The sequence below is a fragment of the Streptomyces sp. NPDC046349 genome (assembly GCF_055587885.1).
In genome coordinates, this window is sequence record NZ_JBVJFK010000008.1 from 233,550 (window position 1) to 249,454 (window position 15,905).

Consider the following 15,905-nt stretch of genomic DNA (forward strand, 5'->3'; position numbering starts at 1 on the left):
TAGGGCTCGTGATTGTCGGCGTCGGGATCGATGTGGCGGAGATCGAACGGTTCGGGGCGGCGCTGGAGCGCACGCCGGGACTGGCCGGGCGGCTGTTCGTCGAAGCCGAGCTGACACTGCCGAGCGGCGAGCGGCGCGGGACCGCCTCGCTCGCCGCTCGGTTCGCGGCCAAGGAGGCGCTGGCCAAGGCGCTCGGCGCGCCCGCCGGCCTGCTGTGGACCGACGCGGAGGTGTACGTGGAGGACACGGGGCGGCCCCGGCTGCGGGTGTCGGGGACGGTGCAGGCGCGGGCCCAGGCGCTGGGCGTGAAGTCCTGGCACATCTCGCTGAGCCACGACGCCGGTGTGGCCTCCGCGGTGGTGATCGCGGAGGGTTGACCCCATGCGTACTGCTTACAGCGTGGAGACCGTGCGGGCCGCCGAACGGGAGCTGATGGCCCGGCTGCCGGAGGGCGCCCTGATGCTGCGGGCGGCGGCCGGGCTGGCCGCCGTGTGCGCGGGCCTGCTCACGCGGCGCCGCGGCCGGGTCTACGGGGCGCGCGTCGTGCTGCTCGTCGGGCCGGGGGACAACGGCGGCGACGCCCTGTACGCCGGAGCCCGCCTGGCGCGCCGCGGGGCCGGGGTGACGGCCGTGCCGATGGACCCCGAACGGATGCACGCCGGCGGCCTGGCCGCGCTGCGTGCCGCCGGAGGACGGGTGGCGCAGACCGTACCGCAGCGGGCGGACCTGGTGGTGGACGGGCTGCTCGGCATCGGCGGGCGGGGCGGGCTGCGGCCCGCGGGAGCCGCGCTCGCCGAAAGGATCCCGCCGGGCGTGCCCGTGGTCGCCGTGGACCTGCCCAGCGGGGTGGACGCCGACACCGGGGAGGTGGCGGGGCCGGCCGTCACCGCCGATGTGACGGTGACCTTCGGGGCGTACAAACCGGGTCTGCTGATCGACCCCGGGGCCTCCCGGGCGGGCGCGGTGCACCTCGTGGACATCGGACTGGAGCTGCCGGAGCCCGAGGTGGAGGCCCTCCAGCACCCGGACGTGGCGGGGCTGCTGCCCGAGCCGACGGCGTCGAGCGACAAGTACCGGCGCGGCGTCGTCGGAATCGCCGCCGGATCGGCGCAGTACCCGGGGGCGGCGGTGCTGGCCGTCGCGGGAGCCCTCCGCGGCGGCGCGGGCGCGGTGCGCTACGTGGGTCCGGCGGCGGAGTCCGTGCTGGCGCGGTACCCGGAGACGCTGATCGGGCCCGGCCGGGTACAGGCGTGGGTGATCGGCCCGGGCCTGGGGGAGGGGCGCGCCGGCGAGGTGGCGGACCTGCTCGCGGGGGACACGGCGGTACTGGTCGACGCGGACGGGCTGCGCGGTCTGGACCCGGCGGTGCTGCGGGCGCGGACGGCCCCGACCCTGCTGACCCCGCACGCGGGGGAGGCGGCGGCGCTGCTCGGGGTGTCGCGTGAGTCGGTGGAGGCGGGCCGGCTGGCGGCCGTACGGCGGCTGGCGGAGCGGTTCGGGGCGACGGTCCTGCTGAAGGGTTCGACGACGCTGGTGGCCTCCGGGACCGGCCGCCCGGTCAGGGTGAACCCCACGGGAACGCCGTGGCTGGCCACCGCGGGCAGCGGTGACGTGCTGTCCGGACTGGCCGGGTCGCTCCTGGCGGGCGGCCTGTCCGGGGCGGACGCCGGCGCGGTGGGCGCGTACCTCCACGGCCTGGCGGCCCGCCGCACCGGCGGCCCCCTGCTGGCCCGGCAGGTGGCCGAAGCCCTCCCCGCCGCCTGGCGGGACGCCGCCCGACCCTGACTTCCCGAGCCCGCCCGCGGGTCGGGGCGGAGCCCCGGAAACGGAGCAAGGCCCGCCTCTTCCGGCGCCCGCACCAGGGCCCGACGCGGATTCTGAGAGACTGTGGGCGATGAACGAGACACCGACGCGCGTGTACGCCGAGATTGATCTTGACGCCGTACGGGAGAACGTGCGCGCACTGCGCGAGCGGGCGCCCCGGGCCGAGTTGATGGCCGTCGTCAAGGCGAACGCCTACGGGCACGGGGCGGTGGAGTGCGCCAGGGCCGCCCAGGAGGCCGGCGCCTCCTGGCTCGGGACCGCCACCCCCGACGAGGCCCTCGCGCTGCGCGCCGCCGGGATCGAAGGCCGCATCATGTGCTGGCTGTGGACCCCTGGCGGCCCCTGGCGGGAGGCCGTCGAAGCCGACCTGGACGTCTCCGTCAGCGGAATGTGGGCGCTCGACGAGGTACGCGAGGCCGCCCGCGCGGCCGGCCGCACGGCCCGCATCCAGCTCAAGGCCGACACCGGCCTCGGCCGCAACGGCTGTCAGCCCGCCGACTGGGAGGCCCTGGTCGGCGCGGCCGTCGCCGCCCAGGCCGAGGGCACCGTCAAGGTCACCGGCCTCTGGTCGCACTTCGCCTGCGCCGACGAGCCCGGCCACCCCTCGATCAGGCTCCAGCTCGACGCCTTCCGCGAGATGCTCGCGTACGCCGAGAAGGAGGGCGTCGAGCCCGAGGTCCGGCACATCGCCAACTCGCCCGCCACCCTCACCCTGCCCGAGTCCCACTACGACCTGGTGCGCTGCGGGCTGGCCGTCTACGGGGTGTCGCCGGCGCCCGAGCTCGGCACCCCCGCCCAGCTGGGCCTGCGGCCCGCTATGACCCTCAAGGCCTCCCTCGCGCTGGTCAAGACGGTCCCCGCCGGGCACGGGGTGAGCTACGGCCACCACTACGTCACCAGCGGCGAGTCGGGCCTCGCGCTGGTTCCGGCCGGCTACGCCGACGGCATCCCGCGGCACGCCTCCGGGGCCGGCCCCGTGCTCGTCGGCGGCAAGATCCGCCACGTCGCCGGACGCGTCGCCATGGACCAGTTCGTCGTCGACCTGGGGGAGGACCAGGCCCGCGCCGGCGACGAGGTCGTCATCTTCGGCGACGCGGAACGCGGTGAACCCTCCGCCGAGGACTGGGCACAAGCGGCGCACACGATCGCGTATGAGATCGTCACCCGTATCGGCGGACGCGTGCCCCGGGTGTACCTGGGCGGCTGAACGGAGTGAGGGCGGCGGCGTGAGCGAGAACTGGCGCAGGGCCGGCTGGGCCGGCGCCGCCATCGGCGTGATAGCCGCTGGTGCGGCGGCCGGTGTCGCGGTCGAGCGGATCACCGTCGGCCGCGGCATGCGCAGGAAGGCCCGCCTGGCCCTCGACGCCGCGGGGGACTACGGCTCCGTGCGCGGCACCGAGGGGACCTGCCGGGCCGAGGACGCCACCGAGCTCTACTACGAGGTCGACGAACTCCCCGAGGAGGGCAAGCGGCGCCGACTGCGGCGCAAGGCCGAACCCCCCGCCACCGTGGTCTTCTGCCACGGCTACTGCCTCGCCCAGGACTCCTGGCACTTCCAGCGGGCGGCCCTGCGCGGAGTGGTCCGCGCCGTCTACTGGGACCAGCGCAGCCACGGGCGCAGCGCGCGCGGCCTGGCCCAGGCGGACGGCGAACCGCTCACCATGGAGCAGCTCGGCCGGGACCTGAAGGCCGTCATCGATGCCGCCGCCCCCGAGGGCCCGCTGATCCTGGTGGGTCACTCGATGGGCGGAATGACCATCATGGGATTCGCCGAGCAGTACCCCGACCTCGTGCGCGACCGCGTCGTCGGCGTGGCCCTGATCGGCACCTCCAGCGGCCGCCTGGGCGAGGTGACGTACGGGCTGCCCGCCGCCGGCATGGGCGCCGTGCGAAGGATCCTGCCGGGCGTGCTGAAGGCGCTCGGATCACAGGTGGAACTGGTCGAGAAGGGCCGCCGCGCCACCGCCGACCTCTTCGCCGGCATGATCAAGATGTACTCGTTCGGCTCCCGGGACATCGACCCGGGGGTCGCGCGCTTCGCGGAGCGGCTCATCGAGGCCACCCCGATCGACGTCGTCGCGGAGTTCTACCCGGCCTTCCAGACCCACGACAAGACCGCCGCGCTCGAGCAGTTCGCCGGCATCCCGGTCACCGTCGTCGCCGGGGACAAGGACATGATCACCCCGCCGGGGCACAGCGTGGCCATCAAGGACGTGCTGCCCGCCGCCGAACTCGTCGTCCTGGAGGCCACCGGGCACCTGATGATGCTGGAGCGCCCCGAGACCGTGACGCGGCTGCTGACCGAGCTGCTGGCCCGCACCGGGACGGTGCCGGTCCCGGTAGCGACTAACGTTGGGGCGCATGGAAGAAGTACCGCTGGAAGCACAGCGCAGCCAGGCACCGGAAGCTGAGTCCGGGCGCGGCGCGCAGACCCGGATCACCGTCGACTCCCCCCGGGCGATGCAGGAGTTGGGCCGCCGGATCGCCGGCCTGCTGCGCCCCGGCGACCTCGTGCTGCTGACCGGCGAGCTGGGCGCGGGCAAGACCACGCTGACCCGCGGCCTGGGCGAGGGGCTGGGTGTGCGCGGGGCCGTGACCTCGCCGACCTTCGTGATCGCCCGGGTCCACCCGTCGCTGACCGGCGGGCCGGCGCTGGTGCACGTGGACGCGTACCGCCTGGGCGGCGGGCTGGAGGAGATGGAGGACCTGGACCTCGACGTCTCGCTGCCCGAGTCCGTGGTCGTCGTCGAGTGGGGCGACGGGAAGGTCGAGGACCTCTCCGACGACAGGCTGCACGTGGTGATCGCGCGGGCCGTCGGCCACGAGGAGGTCCTGGACGACGTGCGCGAGGTCTCGGTGCGCGGGGTCGGAGCGCGCTGGGACGCCGGAGCGGGGCTCGAGGCGCTGGCAGGAGCGCTCTCGGAGTAAACGTACCGACAACTCGTCGGCAAGATATTGCGTTGTCGGCAGCCCTCGTGATGACATGGTACCGAGAGTTTCTTAGGTATGCCTAAGTACGGCGTCCCGGGGTTCAGGAGGCAGCCATGTCGGCACCAGCAGGAGCACAGCGCCACCCCCGCCCGTCCGTCGTCTCCATGCGCGCGCTGCTGGCCGCCGGCGCGGCCGCCAACGCCGTCTCGACGCCGCCCTCGCGCGATGAACGCGCACCGCGCGAGGACGAGCCGGAGGCCGGCGTACGCGAACAGGCCGCTCCTGAGTCCGAAGCGGCCTGAAAGACACCGAAGAGGCGCCCGAAGGACGCGCCCCGTGCGGCCCCGGCCTCGACCGGTCGCCCGTACGGGTGAAGGAAGAGCGTTACGTCAGGGAACGACGACGACCTTGGAATTGATCGTCGCGAAGGCCCACATCGCATCGCCGTCGGCGCGCGTCATACGGATGCCGCCGGTCTTCTTGTTGGGATCGGGCTCCGGAGTCGTCCCGTCCACCCGGGCGCTGAAACCGACCGCCACACCCTCCTGGGTGGCGAACCGGACCACGTGCTCGATCGGCACCCCGTCCGAGCCCGTGACCGAGCCCGACCGCGAACCGACGATGTAGGTGCCCGGCTTCGGGTGCACCGTGCTCGGCATCACGGCGAACGACTTCGGCTGCTGCTGCGCGGCGTCCCCGACCAGCCACACCCGCTTCTGGCCCACCGAGTACACGACGCGCACACCCGTGCCCGAACCCTCGGGCAGGGGCACCGGCTTCGCCGGATCCTGCTTGCCCGCGGCCGCCGGGCTCGCCGCCGGGGCCGGCTCCTGCGCGGCCGCCTTCGGGGGATGCGCCGGCGCCGTCGCGGAGGCCTGGTAGCCGAGGAAGCCGACGGCTGCGATCGCCGCGGCCGTGAGCCCGGCCACGATTCCCGAGCTGCTGCGTGCCACCTTGCTCCACCTCTCCGCGCTGACGTGATCCCTAGTGATCCCTCGTGATCCCTCGGTCGAAAGGTAGCAGCCGCCCCGCTCCACGACCGGGCGCGAGGGGCGCGGCCGCCGGAGTCGTAGGCTGTTCGCGTGCTCTTGCTCGCTGTAGATACCGCCACGCCCGCCGTCACCGTCGCGCTGCACGACGGCGATTCCGTCCTCGCCGAGTCCGACCAGGTCGACGCCCGCCGCCACGGGGAGCTGCTGATCCCCTCCGTGGACCGCGTCCTCGCCGAGGCCGGTCTGAAGCTCGACGCGATCACCGGCATCGTCGTCGGTGTCGGCCCCGGCCCCTACACCGGCCTGCGCGTCGGCCTCGTCACCGCCTCCACCTTCGCCGCCGTACTGGGCGTGCCCGTCCACGGCCTGTGCACGCTCGACGGACTCGCCTACGCAGCCGGCACCGCCGGGATCGAGGGCCCCTTCACCGTCGCCACCGACGCGCGGCGCAAGGAGGTCTACTGGGCGCGCTACGAGGACCCGCGCACGCGCGTCGGCGAGCCCTCCGTGGACCGGCCCGCGGACATCGCCGAACAGGTCGCGGGACTGCCCGCGGTGGGCCAGGGCGCACTCCTGTACCCCGAGGTGTTCCCCGACGCGCGGGGCCCCGAGCACCAGTCGGCCGCCGCACTGGCCTGCCTGGCGGCGGAACGGCTGGCCGCGGGCGCGGAGTTCCTCCCCCCGACCCCGCTCTACCTGCGCCGCCCCGACGCGCAGGTACCCAAGAACTACAAGGTGGTCACCCCGCAGTGACCACGGCCGAGACGGTTCTGCGCGAGATGCGCTGGTGGGACATCCCACCGGTGCTGGAACTGGAGCACGACCTCTTCCCCGAGGACGCCTGGTCCGCCGGGATGTTCTGGTCCGAACTGGCCCACGCGCGCGGCCCGCAGGCCACCCGCCGCTACGTCGTCGCCGAGACGCCCGACGGCCGCATCGTCGGTTACGCAGGACTGGCCGCCGCCGGGGACCTGGCCGACGTACAGACCATCGCGGCCGCCCGCGACCAGTGGGGGACCGGGCTCGGCGCCCGGCTCCTGACCGACCTGCTGCGCGCCGCCACGGCGTTCGAATGCGCCGAGGTGCTGCTGGAGGTGCGCGTGGACAACACGCGCGCCCAGAAGCTCTACGAGCGCTTCGGCTTCGAGCCCATCGGCTTCCGGCGCGGCTACTACCAGCCGGGCAACGTCGACGCGCTCGTCATGCGACTGACCGACCCCGCACAAGCACGAACTGAGAGCAGTGAGAGCAATGGCTGACGAACCGCTCGTCCTCGGCATCGAGACGTCCTGCGACGAGACCGGTGTCGGCGTCGTCCGCGGAACCACCCTCCTCGCGGACGCGATCGCGTCGAGCGTCGACGAGCACGCCCGCTTCGGCGGCGTCGTGCCCGAGGTGGCCTCGCGGGCCCACCTGGAGGCGATGGTCCCCACCATCGAACGCGCCCTGAAGGAGGCCGGCGTCAGCGCCCGCGACCTCGACGGCATCGCGGTCACGGCCGGCCCCGGCCTCGCCGGGGCGCTCCTGGTGGGCACCTCGGCCGCCAAGGCCTACGCGTACGCCCTGGGCAAGCCCCTGTACGGCGTCAACCACCTGGCCTCGCACATCTGCGTGGACCAGCTGGAGCACGGCCCGCTTCCCGAGCCGACGATGGCGCTCCTGGTGTCCGGCGGTCACTCCTCGCTGCTGCTGGCACCCGACATCACCTCCGACGTACGTCCGCTCGGCGCGACGATCGACGACGCCGCGGGCGAGGCCTTCGACAAGATCGCGCGCGTGCTCCAGCTGGGCTTCCCCGGCGGCCCGGTCATCGACCGGCTCGCGAAGGAGGGCGACCCGAAGGCGATCAACTTCCCGCGCGGCCTGACGGGCTCGCGCGACCCGGCGTACGACTTCTCCTTCTCCGGCCTGAAGACGGCCGTCGCCCGCTGGATCGAGGCGAAGCGGAACGCGGGCGAGGACGTGCCGGTCCGCGATGTGGCGGCGTCCTTCCAGGAGGCCGTCGTGGACGTCCTGACGCGCAAGGCCATCCGGGCGTGCAAGGACGAGGGCGTCGACCACCTGATGATCGGCGGCGGTGTGGCGGCCAACTCGCGGCTGCGCTCGCTCGCCCAGGAGCGCTGCGACGCCGCCGGCATCACCCTGCGCGTGCCGCGGCCCAAGCTGTGCACGGACAACGGGGCGATGGTGGCCGCGCTCGGTGCCGAGATGGTCAAGCGGAACCGGCCGGCCTCGGACTGGGACCTGTCGGCGGACTCCTCGCTGCCGGTCACGGACCCGCACGTGCCGGGAACGTCCCACGGCCACTCGCACGGCCACGGACACGACCACGACCACGTGCACGAGCTGAGCAAGGACAACCTCTACTCGTGAGCACCGTCGCGCTGATGTGGGAGGCCCGGGCCGCCGACGGCCGGGGCAACGAGCTGCTGGAGTGGGCCCGCGCCCAGGTCCTCGCCCGGGACCCGGTACGCCGCGAGGTGTTCCGGGCCCCGCAGGGGCGGGTCCTCGTCATCACCTGGTGGGAGGCTGCCGAGGGGCTCGCGGCGGACCTGCCCGAACTGCCCGAACCGGCCGCCGACCTGATCACGCGGGCGGTGCACCGCTGGCGGTTCGAGTCGGTGGAGACCGACGGGGGCCAGGGGGTGTTCGGCGGAAGCCGGTGAGCCGGGCGGGCGGCCGCCCGCCGGGCAGCCGGCCCGACGCCTCCGGTCATGCCGCCCGGCACGTCACCGCCCGAGCTGCGCCGCGGGCGGCGCGGCAGGCGCGCCGATCAGCATCGAGGGGGCGCCCGCCACCCGGGTCAGGAAGACGGTCGCCGAGTGGGGGCCCTGCGGCTTGACCTTCCTGCGCAGCTCCTCGGGCTCGATTGCCGAGCCGCGCTTCTTGACGGTCAGGATCCCGACCCCGCGCTCGCGCAGCAGGGCCTTCAGCTTCTTCAGACCGAAGGGCAGCACGTCGGTGATCTCGTACGCGGTCGCGTACGGCGTCGCCCGCAGCTCGTCCGCCGTGATGTAGGCGATGGTCGGGTCGATGAGCCGTCCGTCCAGCCGTTCGGCGACCTCGGCGACCAGATGGGCGCGGATCACGGCGCCGTCGGGCTCGTACAGCCAGCGGCCCACCGGCCCGGCCTCCGGGTCGGGCAGCGGGTCGGCGGTGTGCAGTTCGCGCGGCCCGGGGAGCAGGGTGGCGCGCACGGTCCCCGGGGCGGTGCCGAACCAGAGCACGGCCTCCTTGACGTCCCCGTGGTCGGAGATCCACTCGGCCTCGGCCTCTGCCGGGACCGCCTCGTGCGGGATTCCGGGGGCGATCTTGATGGCCGCGTACCTCGCCGCGCGGGCCGTCTCCACGGCCCACGACAGCGGCGGCGAGTAGGACTCCGGGTCGAAGATCCGCCCGCGGCCCCCGCGCCGGGCCGGGTCGATGAAGACCGCGTCGTGGCCGGAGACGTCCACCTCCGTCACATCGGCCTCCCGGACCTCGATCAGGTCCGCGAGGCCCAGTGCCTCGGCGTTGGCACGCGCGACGGCGGCCGTCAGCGGGTCGTGGTCCACCGCGAGCACCCGGATGCCGAGCCGGGCCAGGGCGAGGGCATCGCCGCCGATGCCGCAGCACAGGTCGGCGAGGCTGCGCACGCCCAGGGCCGCGAGCCGCTCGGCCCGGTACGCGGCCACGGACGCGCGGGTGGCCATCTCGCCGCCGCCGGGGGTGAAGTACATCCGGAAGGCGTCCTCGGCCCCGAACTTCGCCACCGCGCGCTGCCGCAGCCGGGCCTGCCCGAGGGCCGCGGAGACCAGCCCGGCGGGATGCTCGCGGCGCAGCCGGGTGGCGACGGCCAGCTCCTGGGCGGGGTCGTAGTCGCGGAGCGAGTCGAGGAGGGCGCGGCCCTCGGGGGTGAGGAGGGCGGCGAAGTCTTCGGGGGTCACGGGTCCATTGTCGGCGAAGGGGTGTGTGGGCCGGTCGGAGGAACGTCGCAGCCCGGTGCGAGGTGTCGTCCCGGGAGCCCGCGTGTCGGATGCCAGGATGCGCTGCTATGCAGCTAGTCGGACAAAGGGAAGATAAGACGCAACTGGGTCACCGGTGCGCGGCGGGTCCGCGCGGCCGGTTCGGGGTGGCCGCGGCCGCCCTGCTGGTAGCCGCCCTCGGCACGGCGTGCGGCTCGGGGCAGTCGGGAGCCCCGGACAAGGCCGAGAAGACGAAGGCCGCCAAGGGGTCGGAGGCGGGCGCCGCGGGCGCGCTCAGCGCCGCCGAGAAGGCCAAGGCGCTGCAGCAGGCACGCGTCGCGGCGGCGAAGAAGTGGGGGCTGCGCAAGGTGCCGCTCGCCGCGCCCGCGGCGCCGAAGGAGAAGCCCCACATCAGCACGCGCGACGGCTTCGAGGTGTGGAACCACGAAGAGGACGAACTGCCCCCCGTCTTCACCACCGTCCCCACCGAGGACAAGGTCGTCTTCCTGACCATCGACGACGGCTCGGAGAAGGATCCCGAGTTCCTGAAGATGATGCAGGAGCTGAAGATCCCGTACACGGCCTTCCTCAGCGACTACCTGGTGAAGGACAACTACCCCTACTTCAAGCAGATGCAGGCCGCCGGCGTCACCCTGAACAACCACACCCTCAACCACCGCTACATGCCGGGGCTGTCGTACGAGCAGCAGCGTGAGGAGATCTGCGGTCAGCAGGACACCATCCAGAAGACGTTCGGCAAGCGGCCGACCCTCTTCCGGCCGCCGTACGGCAACTACAACGACGACACCCTCAAGGCGGCGAAGTCCTGCGGCATCAAGGCGGTTCCGCTGTGGAACGCCGAGGCGTTCACGAACCGCATGGACTACCGCGAGTGGGACCGCGACCTGCACCCCGGTGACATCATCCTCACGCACTTCCGGGGTAAGGAGGACTGGAAGGGAACGATGCCTGACATGATCCGTCATGTCATGAAGACCGTCACGGACAAGGGGTATGCCGTGGCCCGCCTGGAGGACTACTTGTGAGGTACGTGCGCCGGTTGGTAGCCGGAACGCTGGCGGCCGGCGCGCTCGCGCTCTCCCTGACGGGGTGCGGAAAGAGTGTGGAGCCCACCGAACGGCTGGGCCGCAAGACGCAGGAGCCGTCGCAGGCGCCGTCCGCGTCGGCGTCGGCGCCTGTGTCCCAGCCCGCGCCCGCGCCGGGCGGCGCGGGCGACGAGGCCTACAAGAAGTGGGGCCTCACGGCCCCCGTCCAGTACGCGCCGAAGCCCGCCCAGAAGCCGCAGTTCCCGAAGGCAGCCCCGGGCGCGGTTCCGGTGATAGACCGAATACCCCTGCCGGCCGGGGAGAAAATAGTCTTCCTGACCTTCGACGACGGCGCGGAGAAGGACCCCGAGTTCCTCAGGATGGCGGCCGACCTCAAGCTGCCGATCAGCATGTTCCTGACGGACAGCGTGGCCTCGTCCGACTACGGGCACTTCGAGAAGCTCCGCGACAACGGCTCGGCGAGCACGGTGAACAACCACACGCTGACCCACCCGAACCTGCGGACCCTCTCCTTCGAGGCGCAGAAGAAGGAGATATGCGGCCAGCAGGACACGCTGGAGAAGCGCTTCGGCCAGCGCCCGCCGCTCTTCCGCCCGCCCTTCGGCAACTACAACGGCGACACCCTCCGGGCGGCCTCGGAGTGCGGCGTCTCGGCGGTGGTCCTGTGGCGGGTGTCGATGCAGATCAACAACTTCCAGTACGCCCAGGGCTCCGCCCTCCAGCCCGGTGACATCATCCTGGCCCACTTCCGCGGCCCGTCCGAACTCAAGGGCGCGACGGAGATCCAGATGACGACCCGCATGCTCCAGCGCATCCAGGAGCAGGGCTACAAGATCGGCCGCCTGGAGGACTACCTGTAGGGCGGTACGAACCCCCGCGCACTCGGGCCCGTCAACCCCGCGGCTGCAACGCCCCTGGCCGGTGGCCGGCCGCACGGCTCGGCGGTGGCGGGGCGGAAGCCGATCCGGGTGGGGTCAGTCCGCGGGCTCGACGTTGGCGGCCGAAGTGGTGAACTCCAGCCCGCACGCGCCACGGATGTAGGCGAGTTCCACCCAGCGCTCGGTGGGTGTGTCCGAGACGTTCTCGTTGATCACGGCCATCAGTTCGCCCTCGACGCCCGAGGCGATGTCGCGGACGCGTCGATGCAGCAGACGGTGCGGCACGTGTTCGTACCTCTCGCTCATCGGACGTCACGGTGCTGAGGCATGCAGACCACCCCTCATCCGCAGCTGCCAACGGGCAGCCTCTCTAGAGACATTCCCACTCCATCCGATCCGGCTTCCGTTCGCAATGCGTCTCTAGAGAACTACGCCCGAATGGACCCCCAGGCCGATGCGTGCGGCGGCCCACCTCTCGCCCTAGGGTGTCTAGAGAGGAGAGGGAGTGATCGTTTTCATGACCAGCCAGGGCGCTACTCGGCAGCCGAAGTACCGGAGGATCGCTGACGCGCTGAGGAAGGCCATCCAGGCCGGCGAATACGGTCCGGGTGACCGGCTGCCCGGTGAGAACGACCTCATGGCCGCGTACGAGGTCGCTCGGATGACCGCCCGCCAAGCCCTCGGCGTCCTCCAGAACGAAGGCCTCGCCGAGGCGCGCAAGGGGGCCGGGGTCTTCGTCCGCGCGTTCAGGCCCCTGCGGCGCCGCGGTCTCCAGCGGTTGGCGCAGGAGCAGTGGGGCTCGGGCCGCTCCATCTGGTCGACGGACTCCGAGGACCGGGAGCTGGTCGTCGACCAGGTCGACGTGCGCGAAGAAGCGGCGGACGACCGCGTCTGCGACGCGCTCGGCATCGCTCCGGGTGCCCAGGTGTGGGCGCGCAGCCGCCGTTTCGTGCTCGACGGCAAGCCGGTGCTCTTCGCTACGTCGTACCTGCCGTCGGACGTCGTCGCCGATTCCCCCATCACCCAGCACGAGACGGGCCCGGGCGGGATGTACGCCCGGCTGGCGGAGCTGGGTCACGGGCCGGTCCACTTCCGCGAGGAGATCCGCTCCCGGATGCCGTCCGCCGACGAGGCCGACCGACTCTCGCTGGCAACGGGTACGCCCGTCATCCGCATCGTCCGCACCGCGTTCGCCGAGGACGGTCGAGCCGTCGAGGTCAACGAGATGACGCTGGACTCCGCCTCGTACGTACTGGAATACGACTTCGACGCCTAGCCGGCCGATGGGGGTGGTTTCGGCGGGGCCGGGGTGTTGGGCGCGGGGTGGCTGCGGGGGCGGGATTTGCGTGGGGCGGGGTCGGGGGTGTGCTGGGGGTTTCCCGGCAGTCCCATCGTCTCTCCGGTTCGGGCCGGTCCCTCAAGGGCGCTCGTTCCTCGCGTCGCTTCGCGATGGCCTTCGGCCACCCTTGACCGACCGTCCCGCCCCGGAAATCCGAAAGACTGCCGGGAAGCGCCCAGAGGAACGGGCCGGGCGACAAAGGCCCATCGGGGCGTCGGCGCCGTGCGGGCGGAGCCCGCAGCGCCTCCAATCGCTACGCGCTCCTGACGGACGGCGTCCGCAGGCCTCTGTGGCTGGACATAGGCCGCCATCAATCGCTACGCGCTCCTGCCCCACGGCGACCGCAGACCCCTGTGGCCGGACATAGGCCGCCACCGATCGCTACGCGCTTCTCCGAGACCGCGTCCGCCTCTTGTTCGGGGCTGGGAGGGGCGGATTCGAGGGGACGGGAGGGCGATCCATCGGCTCAGCCGATGCCAACCCCCATCAAGACCGGGGCGGCATCCCAACCGCCCGCCCAAACAGGGGCAATGAGGGCGTATTGACGGCCTTTTGGGGCGCGCCCTCGCCCACACCTGGATTCGCTTCGCCTCAGCCGTCATCTGCCGCCCTTCCTCCCCCCGACAGCCCCCAGACGCCGTCCACGAGGAGCAAATCGGGCGCCTGCGGCTTGGGTCGGCCCCAGACGGATCGCAGACGCCCTCCGACAGGAGCGCGTAGCGATTGATGGCGGCCTATGTCCGGCCACCGAGACTCGCAGACGCCCTCCGACAGGAGCGCGTAGCGATCGGTGGCGGCCTATGTCCGGCCACAGGGGCCTGCGGCCGCCGCCCGACGGGAGCGCGTAGCGATTGGGGGCGCTGCGGGCTGTGCCCGCGCAAGGCCTCTGTCGCCCGGCCCGTTCCTTTGGGGGCTTCCCGGCAGTCTTTTGGATTTCCGGGGCGGGACGGTCGGTCAAGGGTGGAGCGCAGCGACATCGCGAAGCGACGCGACGAAGGAGCGCCCTTGAGGGACCGGCCCGAACCGGAGAGACGATGGGACTGACGGGAAACCCCCCGAACGTCACTGGCCACGGGCCGAGCGGATCCCGCCCCCACGCCACCACGCCGCGCCGGCCCTGCCCCGCCGCACCGGCTGCCGCCGCACCCCCCGACCCCGCCGCGCCTGGGGCGGGTGGTCAGCCACTGGCGGGGATCGGTGGGGGCGCGGGGGTGAAGGCCCTGAGCGGGTGGGCCCTACACCGGCACCACCGGCGTGATCGTCGTTTCCGCCGGGCCCCGGGCGTCCGCCTCGCGTTGGCGTTCCGCGCTGTCGCTGATGCGGAGGAGGAGGGCGATCATGATCCAGTTGGCCAGGAGGGACGAGCCGCCCTTGGCCAGGAAGGGCAGGGCCTTGCCCGTCAGGGGGATCAGACCCGTGACGCCTCCGGCGACCACGAAGACCTGGAGCGCCAGCGCCGAGGCCAGGCCCACCGCCAGCAGTTTGCCGAAGGGGTCGCGGGCGCCGAGCGCCATCCGCAGGCCGCGCTGCACGAGAAGCGCGTAGAGGATCAGTACGGCCATGACCCCGGCCAGGCCGAGTTCCTCGCCCACGGTGGTGAGGATGAAGTCGCTGCGGCCGGCGAACTTGATCAGTTCGGGGTGTCCCGAGCCGAGGCCGGTTCCGGAGATGCCTCCCGTGCCGAAGCTGAACAGGGCCTGCGCGGACTGGTCCGAGGTGACGCCCGGGGGCGGGTTCTCCCAGTAGACGGAGAGCGGGTTCAGCCAGGCCGCCACGCGCGCCTTGACGTGCGGCTCCGTCGAGCCGACCACGAAGGCGCCCGCCGATGCCATGAGCAGGCCGCACACGATCCAGCTGGTGCGTTCCGTGGCGACGTACAGCATCACGACGAAGACGCCGAAGAAGATCAGGGACGTGCCCAGATCCCGCTCGAAGACCAGCACCAGCATCGAGAGGATCCACACCGTGATGATGGGTCCGAGCTGGCGCATCGGGGGCAGCCGTATGCCGAGGAACCTGCGGCCCGTCAGGGCCAGCGAGTCGCGGTGGATGACCAGGTAGCCGGCGAAGAAGATCGCGATCATGATCTTCACGAACTCGCCGGGCTGGATCGAGAAGCCGAAGAGGATGATCCACCGCTTGGCGCCGTACCTGTCCGCGCCGAAGAACGCCGGCGCGATCAGCAGCACCAGCGCGACCGCCATCGTGATGTAGATGAACCGCTGGAGCAGCCGGTGGTCGCGCAGCAGGGCCAGGACCGCGATGCACGAGGCGACGCCGACCACCGTCCACAGGAGCTGGCCCGGGGCGTTGGCGTCCGAGTTCCACCGCTCGATGTAGCCCTGGTCGAGGCGGTGGATCAGCACCAGCCCCAGGCCGGTCAGCAGCATGGCGAGCGGGAGGACCAGCGGATCCGCACAGGCCGCGAAGCGACGCACGCCCAGGTGCCCCACCAGCGCCAGCAATGTCATGGAGATGGTGAAGCCGGCGAGGTTGGGCGGGAGCTCGCCGTTCATCGCGAGGCCCGCGGCGGCATGCCCGAAGACGGCGATGACGATGACGAAGGCGAGGAGCAGCGCCTCGGTGCGGCGGCGGGCGCCCGCAGACGTCAGGGGCCTCAGTCCACGCACGGGATGCCGCCGCCGTCCTTGGGGGAGGGCGAAGAGGCCGGTGGGGGTGACGCCTCACGCGCCCCCGGCGCGGAGCCGGGCGCGCCGGGGCTTGCGGAAGCCTTGAGTCCGATCTGCTCTGCAATGAGGCGCTTTATCTTCATATCATCTACGACGTTGATGTCCTTTCCGGGGTTCCTTCCCAAATGTTCGGCGGGCGGTGTCGTGTACCGCCCCCTGCCGCCGGAAAGGCCCGTCGCCTGCTTCACGGCCTGCCCTGGACCCGCCTTGTCCGGGCATGCCGGTACGCCGCCCAGTGCG

At 72.5% G+C, this 15,905-nt stretch carries 17 protein-coding genes; 13 read left to right on the forward strand and 4 right to left on the reverse strand.

Annotated features, from left to right (window positions below):
• The first annotated feature begins 8 nt into the window (after positions 1–8).
• The 6 genes from ACZ6JS_RS20585 to ACZ6JS_RS20610 all read left to right on the forward strand — a co-directional run bounded on the left by ACZ6JS_RS20585 (position 9) and on the right by ACZ6JS_RS20610 (position 5,057).
• Positions 9–377 (forward strand): holo-ACP synthase, encoded by a 369-nt coding sequence (locus ACZ6JS_RS20585; protein ID WP_469299687.1) that lies wholly within the window; start codon positions 9–11, stop codon positions 375–377.
• 4 nt (positions 378–381) lie between these two features.
• The gene (locus ACZ6JS_RS20590; protein ID WP_469299688.1) at positions 382–1,785 is read left to right on the forward strand and encodes an NAD(P)H-hydrate epimerase; all 1,404 of its coding nucleotides are present in this window, start codon (positions 382–384) and stop codon (positions 1,783–1,785) included.
• A gap of 109 nt (positions 1,786–1,894) precedes the next feature.
• Positions 1,895–3,031, forward strand: coding sequence for an alanine racemase (alr, locus tag ACZ6JS_RS20595; RefSeq protein WP_469299690.1), 1,137 nt, complete (start codon positions 1,895–1,897; stop codon positions 3,029–3,031).
• On the forward strand, positions 2,976–4,235 hold the full coding sequence (locus tag ACZ6JS_RS20600; protein WP_469299692.1) for an alpha/beta fold hydrolase: 1,260 nt from the start codon (positions 2,976–2,978) through the stop codon (positions 4,233–4,235). Before alr ends, ACZ6JS_RS20600 begins: the two co-directional genes overlap by 56 nt.
• The gene (gene tsaE / locus ACZ6JS_RS20605; protein ID WP_469299694.1) at positions 4,186–4,752 is read left to right on the forward strand and encodes a tRNA (adenosine(37)-N6)-threonylcarbamoyltransferase complex ATPase subunit type 1 TsaE; all 567 of its coding nucleotides are present in this window, start codon (positions 4,186–4,188) and stop codon (positions 4,750–4,752) included. Before ACZ6JS_RS20600 ends, tsaE begins: the two co-directional genes overlap by 50 nt.
• 116 nt (positions 4,753–4,868) lie before the next feature.
• A complete protein-coding gene (locus ACZ6JS_RS20610) occupies positions 4,869–5,057 on the forward strand; it encodes a hypothetical protein (protein WP_469299696.1) in 189 nt (62 codons plus the stop codon).
• Between the two features lie 87 nt (positions 5,058–5,144).
• On the opposite strand, the gene ACZ6JS_RS20615 is transcribed toward ACZ6JS_RS20610, so the two are convergent.
• Positions 5,145–5,708, reverse strand: coding sequence for a hypothetical protein (locus ACZ6JS_RS20615; RefSeq protein ID WP_469299698.1), 564 nt, complete (start codon positions 5,706–5,708; stop codon positions 5,145–5,147).
• Between the two features lie 129 nt (positions 5,709–5,837).
• Here ACZ6JS_RS20615 and tsaB point away from each other — a divergent pair, with 129 nt between their 5' ends.
• From tsaB to ACZ6JS_RS20635, 4 genes are read left to right on the forward strand one after another with little or no spacing between them, the layout of a single operon-like run.
• Positions 5,838–6,500 (forward strand): tRNA (adenosine(37)-N6)-threonylcarbamoyltransferase complex dimerization subunit type 1 TsaB, encoded by a 663-nt coding sequence (tsaB, locus tag ACZ6JS_RS20620; RefSeq protein WP_469299699.1) that lies wholly within the window; start codon positions 5,838–5,840, stop codon positions 6,498–6,500.
• Between the two features lie 26 nt (positions 6,501–6,526).
• Positions 6,527–7,006, forward strand: a complete 480-nt coding sequence (gene rimI, locus ACZ6JS_RS20625) for a ribosomal protein S18-alanine N-acetyltransferase (RefSeq protein WP_469299921.1) — start codon at positions 6,527–6,529, stop codon at positions 7,004–7,006.
• Positions 6,999–8,120 (forward strand): tRNA (adenosine(37)-N6)-threonylcarbamoyltransferase complex transferase subunit TsaD, encoded by a 1,122-nt coding sequence (gene tsaD, locus ACZ6JS_RS20630; RefSeq protein ID WP_469299700.1) that lies wholly within the window; start codon positions 6,999–7,001, stop codon positions 8,118–8,120. Before rimI ends, tsaD begins: the two co-directional genes overlap by 8 nt.
• Complete coding sequence (locus tag ACZ6JS_RS20635) at positions 8,117–8,413, forward strand: hypothetical protein (RefSeq protein WP_469299702.1); 297 nt, start codon at positions 8,117–8,119, stop codon at positions 8,411–8,413. The genes tsaD and ACZ6JS_RS20635 overlap by 4 nt, the downstream gene beginning before the upstream one ends.
• Positions 8,414–8,476: 63 nt before the next feature.
• On the opposite strand, the gene ACZ6JS_RS20640 is transcribed toward ACZ6JS_RS20635, so the two are convergent.
• Complete coding sequence (locus tag ACZ6JS_RS20640) at positions 8,477–9,673, reverse strand: class I SAM-dependent methyltransferase (RefSeq protein WP_469299703.1); 1,197 nt, start codon at positions 9,671–9,673, stop codon at positions 8,477–8,479.
• 107 nt (positions 9,674–9,780) lie between these two features.
• Here ACZ6JS_RS20640 and ACZ6JS_RS20645 point away from each other — a divergent pair, with 107 nt between their 5' ends.
• Both ACZ6JS_RS20645 and ACZ6JS_RS20650 read left to right on the forward strand, forming a co-directional pair.
• A complete protein-coding gene (locus ACZ6JS_RS20645; RefSeq protein WP_469299705.1) occupies positions 9,781–10,737 on the forward strand; it encodes a polysaccharide deacetylase family protein in 957 nt (318 codons plus the stop codon).
• A 5-nt stretch (positions 10,738–10,742) separates the two neighbouring features.
• Entirely contained in the window at positions 10,743–11,618 is an 876-nt protein-coding gene (locus tag ACZ6JS_RS20650; protein WP_469299923.1) for a polysaccharide deacetylase family protein, read from the forward strand.
• Positions 11,619–11,732: 114 nt separating this feature from the next.
• Here ACZ6JS_RS20650 and ACZ6JS_RS20655 read toward each other — a convergent pair whose 3' ends face one another.
• Positions 11,733–11,942 carry a hypothetical protein gene (locus ACZ6JS_RS20655; RefSeq protein WP_469299707.1) on the reverse strand — a complete coding sequence of 70 codons (210 nt, stop codon included), beginning with the start codon at positions 11,940–11,942 and terminating at the stop codon, positions 11,733–11,735.
• A 211-nt stretch (positions 11,943–12,153) separates the two neighbouring features.
• On the opposite strand from ACZ6JS_RS20655, the gene ACZ6JS_RS20660 reads away from it, so the two are divergent.
• On the forward strand, positions 12,154–12,912 hold the full coding sequence (locus tag ACZ6JS_RS20660; protein WP_469299708.1) for a GntR family transcriptional regulator: 759 nt from the start codon (positions 12,154–12,156) through the stop codon (positions 12,910–12,912).
• A 1,298-nt stretch (positions 12,913–14,210) separates the two neighbouring features.
• On the opposite strand, the gene ACZ6JS_RS20665 is transcribed toward ACZ6JS_RS20660, so the two are convergent.
• A complete protein-coding gene (locus ACZ6JS_RS20665) occupies positions 14,211–15,605 on the reverse strand; it encodes an FtsW/RodA/SpoVE family cell cycle protein (protein ID WP_469299710.1) in 1,395 nt (464 codons plus the stop codon).
• Positions 15,606–15,905: the final 300 nt, after the last annotated feature.

What these genes read in the sequence shown, in the direction of transcription:
- ACZ6JS_RS20590 (WP_469299688.1), top strand. Translation starts at nt 382, where the DNA reads ATGCGTACTGCTTACAGCGTGGAGACCGTGCGGGCCGCCGAACGGGAG.
- alr (WP_469299690.1), top strand. Translation starts at nt 1,895, where the DNA reads ATGAACGAGACACCGACGCGCGTGTACGCCGAGATTGATCTTGACGCC.
- ACZ6JS_RS20600 (WP_469299692.1), top strand. Translation starts at nt 2,976, where the DNA reads ATGAGATCGTCACCCGTATCGGCGGACGCGTGCCCCGGGTGTACCTGG.
- tsaE (WP_469299694.1), top strand. Translation starts at nt 4,186, where the DNA reads ATGGAAGAAGTACCGCTGGAAGCACAGCGCAGCCAGGCACCGGAAGCT.
- ACZ6JS_RS20610 (WP_469299696.1), top strand. Translation starts at nt 4,869, where the DNA reads ATGTCGGCACCAGCAGGAGCACAGCGCCACCCCCGCCCGTCCGTCGTC.
- rimI (WP_469299921.1), top strand. Translation starts at nt 6,527, where the DNA reads ATGCGCTGGTGGGACATCCCACCGGTGCTGGAACTGGAGCACGACCTC.
- tsaD (WP_469299700.1), top strand. Translation starts at nt 6,999, where the DNA reads ATGGCTGACGAACCGCTCGTCCTCGGCATCGAGACGTCCTGCGACGAG.
- ACZ6JS_RS20645 (WP_469299705.1), top strand. Translation starts at nt 9,781, where the DNA reads ATGCAGCTAGTCGGACAAAGGGAAGATAAGACGCAACTGGGTCACCGG.
- ACZ6JS_RS20655 (WP_469299707.1), bottom strand. Translation starts at nt 11,942, where the DNA reads ATGAGCGAGAGGTACGAACACGTGCCGCACCGTCTGCTGCATCGACGC.
- ACZ6JS_RS20660 (WP_469299708.1), top strand. Translation starts at nt 12,154, where the DNA reads ATGACCAGCCAGGGCGCTACTCGGCAGCCGAAGTACCGGAGGATCGCT.